Origin of the sequence: Cobetia sp. Ld8, from assembly GCF_045066615.1 — a bacterium.
GTDB classification, from domain to species: Bacteria; Pseudomonadota; Gammaproteobacteria; order Pseudomonadales; family Halomonadaceae; genus Cobetia; species Cobetia amphilecti.
On the sequence record NZ_JBISHF010000006.1, the window covers coordinates 757912 to 765032 of the forward strand.

The 7121-nt window shown below is 64.2% G+C and carries 4 protein-coding genes; 1 reads left to right on the forward strand and 3 read right to left on the reverse strand.

The genetic code is table 11. The features are described 5' to 3' along the window. Positions 1-4: 4 nt before the first annotated feature. Together nadB and ACJJV2_RS04935 are read right to left on the reverse strand one after the other, a co-directional pair. Positions 5-1711, reverse strand: coding sequence for an L-aspartate oxidase (nadB, locus tag ACJJV2_RS04930; RefSeq protein WP_405278633.1), 1707 nt, complete (start codon positions 1709-1711; stop codon positions 5-7). Beyond that, positions 1708-3030 (reverse strand): FUSC family protein, encoded by a 1323-nt coding sequence (locus ACJJV2_RS04935; RefSeq protein WP_405278635.1) that lies wholly within the window; start codon positions 3028-3030, stop codon positions 1708-1710. Before ACJJV2_RS04935 ends, nadB begins: the two co-directional genes overlap by 4 nt. A 648-nt stretch (positions 3031-3678) precedes the next feature. Between ACJJV2_RS04935 and ACJJV2_RS04940 the strand changes: the two genes are divergently transcribed. After that, positions 3679-5070 (forward strand): aspartate ammonia-lyase, encoded by a 1392-nt coding sequence (locus ACJJV2_RS04940; protein ID WP_192837605.1) that lies wholly within the window; start codon positions 3679-3681, stop codon positions 5068-5070. 104 nt (positions 5071-5174) lie between these two features. Here ACJJV2_RS04940 and glpD read toward each other — a convergent pair whose 3' ends face one another. Next, on the reverse strand, positions 5175-6677 hold the full coding sequence (gene glpD, locus ACJJV2_RS04945) for a glycerol-3-phosphate dehydrogenase (RefSeq protein WP_043335620.1): 1503 nt from the start codon (positions 6675-6677) through the stop codon (positions 5175-5177). Between the last annotated feature and the right edge of the window lie 444 nt (positions 6678-7121).

Here is a 7121-nt window from a genome sequence, read left to right on the forward strand (position 1 = left end):
CCGCTCAGGTCGCGGCAGCGAAGGCCGAGAGGCGAATGACGCTATCGCGGGCACGCGGCGCCGGCATCGGGAAGTCGCGGATGAAGTGCAGGCCACGTGACTCATGGCGCTGATGGGCGCACAGCAGCAGCAGCGGTGCCAGTGTCAGGGCCTGATAGAGCGCAAGGTGATCAAGCCCTGCCCGCGGCGCTGAAGCTTGCCTGTGCTGCTCGGGCTCCGCCGTTTGCCCCGCCTCCAGCGAGACCCACTGCGCTATCTGCTGCAACGCCTCCCTCAGGCCGTGCTGGCTGCGCTCTATCCCCGCTTGCAGACTCATCAGCTGGCGCAAGCTTTGCAGGCGCGTGCGCGCCTCGTCGGCGCTCAGACGCATCACGCAGCGCCAGACCTGACCATTGTCGGCCAGCTGTGTGAGCAGGGCGGCGTGTTGCGGCATCAGCGAGTCGAGCGTGCTCATCAGGCGTGGTTCGTCGGCGCGGCGCGGCTGCCCGAGTGCTTCACCACAGGCGCGCGCCTGCACCAGGCACTCGAGCAGCGAGTTGCTGGCCATGCGATTGGCGCCGTGCAGGCCCGTGCAGGCGACTTCGCCGATGGCCCACAGCCCGGGCAGGTCGCTGGCGCCATCCAGCCCGGTGGCGATGCCGCCGCAGCTGTAGTGGGCGGCAGGGACGACGGGAATCGGTGCATGACGAATATCGATCCCGCGTGCCAGGCAGTGCTCGGCGATGGTCGGGAAGTGGTGCTCGATGGCCTCGGCCCCCAGCGCGCTGATATCCAGACAGACATGCTCGAGACCGTGCGTGCGCATCTCGGCGAGGATGGCGCGTGCCACGACATCACGCGGCGCTAGCTCCAGGCGCGGATCATGATCGGCCATGAAGCGATGCCCATCCGGGCGCAGCAGCAGTCCCCCTTCGCCCCTTACCGCCTCGGAGATCAAAAAGGGCGTGCCATCAGGGTCATACAGGCAGGTGGGATGAAACTGCTGGAACTCCAGGTTCATCAGGCTGGCGCCGGCGCGGGTCGCCATCGCCATGCCATCACCGACGCTGGCGCTCGGGCTGGTGGCGTGGGCGAACAGGCCGCTGGCACCGCCGGTAGCCAGTACCAGGTCATTGGCTGCCAGCCATTGGCGCTGGCCCGTGCCGTCCATCACCCACAGACCGCTGGCGCGACCCGCGTTGACCGCGATGTCGACGGCCAGCAGGTCTTCGAGAATCTCGATGTTCGGGTGGGCTTCGACGTGGGCGCTGAGCGTATCGAGCAGCGCTCGCCCGGTGGCGTCGGCGGCGTGGATGATGCGGCGGCGACCATGCCCGCCTTCACGGGTGAGATGGAAGGGGTAGCTGGCGTCGGCGTCGGCCGGGGTGAAGGGTACGCCAAGCGCGATCAGCCATTCGATGGCCTCCCGCGAGTGGCCGACGGTGAAGCGCACCGCGCGCTCGTTGCACAGGCCATCGCCGGCAATCAGGGTGTCGGCGACATGGGATTCCACATCGTCCTCGGGCGCCAGCACCGCCGCGATACCGCCCTGCGCCCAGCGGCTGGCGCCCTGGGCCTCACGCGCTGGACGCAACAGCGTGACGCGGCGGGTGCGCGGGCCGGCTGGCAGGCGATTGGCGAGGCTGAGTGCCAGGGTCAAACCTGCCGCGCCGCCGCCGACGATCAGCACGTCATGCTGGCTTGCGGGAGTCACTCCGGATACTGAGTTCATGTGTCTTTCCTGGCAGTCTCATTGCCGGCCGAGTCCGGCTGGTGCCTGTCGTGGCGGTCTGGCTCATCACTGCTGCTGTCATCACTGATACTGCCATCACTCGCTGGCGCTTTGCTGGCCGGCGCTTTGCCGACTGCAGAGTGTTGCTCGCCAGCGCTGTTCTCGCGTCTGGTGGGGGCTGCCGTATCGCCCGGTGTCGGGTCTTCGGGCAGGAAGAGGCGGCGGGCATCACTGATCAGGCCATGGCCCGGCAGTCGGCGTTGCAGGCGCTGGCTCGGCAGCCGCTCCAGCAAGGCCAGGCGCTCGCCCAGGGCTTCGGTCAGGCGTGCCAGCTCGCGATTGAGCCACAGGTAGCCTGCCGGGCTGAACAGCGCGCGGCCGTTGCGGCTCTCGACATTGCGGACATCGGCATAGCGTTGCAGGTCGAAGGGCGTCACCGTCAGTTCAATGCTCTGGCCGGTGCGCACCTGAAAGGCCAGGGTGCCAAGCGCGCGGGCCAGACGATGCTGGGCATCGCGCAGGCCATCCAGCCCCTCGATGAATTCATGCCCCTCGCGGGTGTTCCAGTGGGTTTCCTGCAGCAGTTCGATGGTCGAGATCATGCGGCGCTCGAAGGACAGGATTTCCTCGATGTCGGCACGATTGATGCGGCCTTCCTGAGCGACGGCATCGACCAGCCCGCGCTGCTTGACCAGCTGTGCCGAGGTGGCACGCACCAGCGCGAGCCCCTCATTGACGCCCTCACGCTCGGCCTTGGTATGACCGTGGTAGAGGCGTGCCAGCTTGTCGAGGTTGTCGGCCAGCAGGAAGCGGAAGACATCCGTCGCCTTCTGGGGCAGCAGCACCATGCTGACCACGATGCTGATCAGGGTGCCCAGCACCACATTGAAGACGCGCCACAGCCCGATGCCGAGATCATGATTGCCATCACCGATTACCATCAGCAGCGTGACGCAGAACAGCAGCGAGCTGTAGCCATAGCGATTGCTGAAGGTGGCATTCAGTGCCAGGGCGATGCCGACGATGCTCCAGAAGGGCACCACGCCGGGCAGCGGCTCGGCGACCAGAATCAATATCAGGCCCCACAGGCCGCCAAGCAGCGTGCCGACCAGACGTTGCCAGCCCTTGTCGATGACACCGCCGACGTGGGGCAGGTTGCCCATGACCATCACGGTGCTGACCAATGCCCAGGAACTGTGCGGCAGGCTGAACAGTTCGATGATGGAAAAGCACAGCGTCAGGGCGACGGTCACGCGCAGGATATGCAGGCGCTGGCGGTGCAGGTAGGTGAAGTAAGGGTTGTGCGAGAACCATTTCATGATGCGATCTCCCCTCCGGCAGGCACGAGGAAGTGAGGGATGGTGCGCACCGCACACACGGCGGGTTTCAGCAGCGAAGAGGTGGACATCAGGTTCGCGGTCATTCCGTCGACAGGATTCAAGAGGCGTGGCCAAGGGGGCCATGACCATGGTGGAAGCGCTGCACAGTGTAACCGACCCCTCAAGGTCGTCCCAGAGGCTTTCAGGCCCTTGCGGCGCACTGTGACGCTGCGCCCTTGCTCTGCGAATGCTGCTGATGGCGCTCAGGGCAGAGACCGGATGGCGGGCAAGAAAGGCCGGTCAAGAGAAGGGGCAAGAGGGATAGGCAAATAGGAGCAGGCAACGAGAGATGCGTACAGAGAGCGCAGAAAGAGGTCTTGGTAAGAGGGCCTTGGGTGGGAAGCAGGCATGAGGGGCAAGCAGGCGTGAGTACTGACTCGAGCGCACCATCAAGGGGAAAGATCGAAAAATGGCGATTGTTATTGATAATCACTCTCATGAAGTGGCTTGATTGGTATCCTGTACGTCCCCAAGTGATCATCAGGGGATCGAAGCTGGCGATCAGGTCATCGATCACGTTATTGCCAGCCGCCCATCAGTGACGCCAGCCAGGTGCGACGTCATATGCAACAGCACAGGGAGACAAGCATGAGCAGCCAGACCCGCCGTGAACGCGACAGCATGGGTGAACTCGAAGTGCCGGCCAGCGCACTCTATGGCGCCCAGACTCAGCGAGCGGTCGACAACTTCCCCGTCAGTGGCCAGCCGTTGCCTGCTGCCTTCATTCGCGCCGTGGCGCGTATCAAGCTGGCCGCGGCCGAGGTCAACCGTGACCTGGAGCTGCTGGATGACGTGCGTGCCGAGGCGATCATCAAGGCGGCACGTCAGATCATCGACGGTGAGCACGCCGACCAATTCCCGGTCGATGTCTTCCAGACCGGTTCCGGTACCTCGACCAACATGAACGTCAACGAGGTGCTGACGCAGCTTGCCAATCAGCATCTGGGCGACAAGGACGTGACCGTCGGCGCCAACGACCACGTCAACATGGGGCAGTCGAGCAATGATGTCATCCCGACGGCCATTCATCTGTCCGCCGTCATCGCTGTCTCGGACACCCTGTTGCCGGCGCTGCGCCATCTGCATGAGGTGATCTCCCGCAAGGCCTCTGAGGTGGACGACGTCGTCAAGACCGGTCGCACTCACCTGATGGATGCGATGCCGATTCGCATGAGTCAGGAGCTGGGTGCCTGGCAGGCGCAGGTCGGGCAGGCTATCGAGCGTATCGAGCAGGTGCTGCCGCGCCTCGAGCGCCTCGCCCAGGGCGGCACTGCCGTCGGCAGTGGCATCAATGCGCATCCGGAATTCGCCGAACGCATTGCCGACCGCCTCTCGCACCAGACCGGTCATGCCTTCCGTCCCGCCGAGAGCTTCTTCGCGGCGCTGTCCTCCCAGGACACGGCAGTCGAGCTCTCCGGCCACCTGCGTACCTACGCCGTGGCGATGATGAAGATCAGCAACGACCTGCGCTGGATGAATTCCGGCCCGCTGGCAGGGCTGGGCGAGATCGAGCTTGAGGCCCTGCAGCCGGGCAGCTCCATCATGCCGGGCAAGGTCAATCCGGTGATTCCCGAGGCGGCCGCCCAGGTGGCGGCGCAGGTGATGGGCAATGACGCCACCATCGGCATCGCCGGGCAGAGCGGCAACTTCCAGCTCAATGTCATGCTGCCGCTGATCGCCAACAACCTGCTGTCCTCGATCACGTTGAGTGCCAATGTCAGCCGCCTGCTGGCGGACAAGGCCATTGCCACCTTCAACGTGCGTCAGGACAACATCGAGGCACCGCTGGCCAAGAACCCGATTCTGGTCACGGCGCTCAATCCGGTGATCGGTTACAACGAGGCGGCGCGAGTGGCCAAGGTGGCCTATCAGGCCGGGCGTCCGATTCTGGATGTGGCCGAGGAAGAGACTGAACTGTCACGCGAGGAGCTGGAGCGTCTGCTCGATCCGGCCAAGCTGACGGCGGGCGGTATCCAGTAAGTCGTCAATACATGACCTAAAAATCCGCCTGTCCTTGAACGAAAAGCCCGCCCCTCCTTGCCGGAGGGGCGGGCTTTCTTTGCTGCTGGCTCAGCCGGTTTTCATCAGGCGGCGCGTGCCAGCAGGCGTTCCTTGAGGTAGTCGCCGATGCGCGTCTTCTGCTCATCGCTCAGGCGCAGCGTCAGCTTGGTGCGGCGCCAGACGACATCCTGCACCTCGCGCGCCCATTCGTGCTCGACCAGGTAGTCGATCTCGGCGGCGCTCAGGCCGGCGCCGAAGTCCTCGCCCAGGTCCGCCTCGCTCTTCTTGCCGTCGAGGAAGTGCAGGCACAGGCTGCCGTAGCTTGAGGCGAAGCGTCTGGCGCGTGCTTCGCCGAGGAACGGGTAGTCGCGCTGCAGCTGGCGGGTGAAGGCTGCGCGGCTCTCGATATCGCCGCCGGGCAGGGCCTTCTCGTGGGTCCACGGCTCGCCCATGCTCGGCAGCAGCGGCTTGAGGTCTTCGAGTGCCGACTCGGCCAGCTTGCGATAGGTGGTGATCTTGCCGCCGAAGATGGACAGCATCGGTGCGCCGCTGTCATCCAGATGCAGGGTGTAATCACGCGTCATCGCGGACGGGTCTGCCGACTCGTCGTCACACAGCGGGCGCACGCCGGAGAAGGTCGAGACCACGTCATCGCGGCTCAGCTTGCGCTTGAAGTGATGGTTGACCACCTCGAGCATGTAGTCGGTCTCATCGCTGGAGCAGGCCACCTCGGAGGGGTCGCCCTTGTAGCGCACGTCGGTGGTGCCGATCAGGCTGAAGTCTTCCTGATAGGGCAGCACGAAGACGATGCGCTTGTCCTTGTTCTGCAGGATGAAGGCGCGGTCATCGGTGTTGATGCGCGGCACGATCAGGTGGCTGCCCTGGATCATGCGGATGCCGTAGCGCGGCGTGCGTTCGGTGGCGCCCTTGATGAAGGACTCCACCCACGGGCCTGCCGCATTCACCAGGGTGCGTGCGCGACGGATGAAGGTCTCGCCGCTGCTGACATCTTCAAGCGTCAGCTCCCAGTGGCCCTCGACATCACGGGCGCCGACGCAGCGGGTGCCCGTCATGATCTCGGCGCCTTGCTCGCGCGCCTGCAGCGCATTGGTGATGACCAGACGGGCATCATCGACCCAGCAATCCGAGTATTCGAAGCCCTGATTGATCTCGCTGACCAGCGGGCTCTGCTCGCCGAACTTGAGGCCCTTGGAAGCTGGCAGGGTCTCGCGCTTGCCGATGTGGTCATACAGGAACAGACCCGCGCGAATCATCCACGCCGGACGCAGATGCGGCTGGTGCGGCAGGATGAAGCGCAGCGGCCAGATGATATGCGGTGCCTTCTTGAGCAGTACCTCGCGCTCCTGCAGGGCTTCGCGCACCAGACGGAATTCGTAGTGTTCCAGATAGCGCAGGCCGCCGTGGATCAGCTTGCTGCTGGCGGAGGAGGTCGCACTGGCGAGGTCATTCTGCTCGCACAGGGCCACGCTCAGGCCGCGGCCGCTGGCATCGTTGGCGATACCGGCGCCATTGATGCCGCCGCCGATGATGAAGAGGTCAAGAAGTGCATCGTTGTCGCGGGACATGGGCTGCTCCTGCTCGTGCCCGGCGCTACCGGGTGGGGCGAATGAGTCTGCACCGGCAAGGTGCGCGATAATAGTTTTTCGAAAGTGAACATAGCTTAGCAAAAGTCGAACATCAAGGGGATTCTTCTGCGCTGATAGCTTTCGGAAGTGATCATTTGGGCGAGTGTCTGGCAACTGAGGATTGCCTGATATTCAACCTGTTGTCTTGCCGGTGTTTTTTCTCAGTCTCTGATCATGGCGTGACATTTTCATGAAGCGCCTGGCTGTCATGTTGCCGCGCGGGCGGCGCAGACGATGCCCGCAGTGACTGATCAAGCGTTATGACAGGTTGTACGGAGACGAAGCGGTGCAACTGGGCAGTGGACAGTCAGCAGCTGGGTAGCTTTCGTGATATACGAGGTTCATCGGTGCAAAGGGGGGAAAAGGGGCGAGGGGGAAGAAGGA

Coding starts and splice junctions, on each gene's coding strand:
- nadB (WP_405278633.1), bottom strand. CDS start 1,711: ATGAACTCAGTATCCGGAGTGACTCCCGCAAGCCAGCATGACGTGCTG.
- ACJJV2_RS04935 (WP_405278635.1), bottom strand. CDS start 3,030: ATGAAATGGTTCTCGCACAACCCTTACTTCACCTACCTGCACCGCCAG.
- ACJJV2_RS04940 (WP_192837605.1), top strand. CDS start 3,679: ATGAGCAGCCAGACCCGCCGTGAACGCGACAGCATGGGTGAACTCGAA.
- glpD (WP_043335620.1), bottom strand. CDS start 6,677: ATGTCCCGCGACAACGATGCACTTCTTGACCTCTTCATCATCGGCGGC.